The 785-nt window shown below is 30.4% G+C and carries 1 protein-coding gene and 1 pseudogene; both read right to left on the reverse strand.

The window, feature by feature from the left end:
• A pseudogene (locus tag LOK41_RS28325) lies at window positions 1–175 on the reverse strand (ATP-binding protein); the annotation flags it as partial.
• Between the two features lie 499 nt (window positions 176–674).
• A partial coding sequence (locus LOK41_RS28330; RefSeq protein WP_241819403.1) for a Ger(x)C family spore germination C-terminal domain-containing protein occupies window positions 675–785 on the reverse strand: 111 nt, incomplete at its 5' end.

Raw genomic sequence — 785 nt, forward strand, 5'->3', positions numbered from 1 at the left:
TTCAACTTGAAAGCTCATCTTTCTATGCTCTAAAGAATCTAAAGTTTTATGTAAATCATAGGATTTTTTTGTTATATTTTCAGCATCTTGCAACGTTTTTTATGTGTCTCTCCCTTGACTACGCTTCATACAGTTTCATCATATTGAAAAAGCTTAGAACTATAAAACTGTAGGAAGTACCCCCTTTCTCACTACTAATTTATATAAGTGGCCTGTAAGTAAAAGAATATAGGCTAAGTAGAAAATTCAAAGTCCACCCTTTGAATTGCTTTCAAATCTAAACTAATACAAACGTATCTTTAATTTATAATCAAAAGTACAGAATCTTACCAAAAAGTACATTTTTTATAAAACAATTTTTAAAGTATTTAAAAATTCATTTTGGCGTAAAAACTTCGAAATAATCACTGTGAATTTCTAAAGGTTCTGATACAAATATACGAAGTGGAACGAGGATATAACAATAATCCACCTGGTATTCCCCATTAAAAAACGGCAGAACTCAATTGGATGAAATCTTTCGGTATTGATGTAGATCAAGTGTATATAACGATAGTTTCTGGTACACAAAACGCTTTGGTAATTATATTGATGAAAGAGCTTTGAAATTAAATTCATTTGTTTTGCAATATAATTAATTAGAATTATGCATTCGCGAAATGGAATAAGGCGTCTCACTTTTTGAAGTTTGACGCCCCATAATCTTGTATGGTTACATTCACATGATATTTAATCGGTACCCTGCTAAATGTTTGATCCCAATCTTTTTTGACTTTCGCCCATAA

Origin of the sequence: Bacillus sp. TL12, from assembly GCF_022625245.1 — a bacterium.
In the GTDB taxonomy this organism is placed as follows: domain Bacteria; phylum Bacillota; class Bacilli; order Bacillales; family Bacillaceae_G; genus Bacillus_A.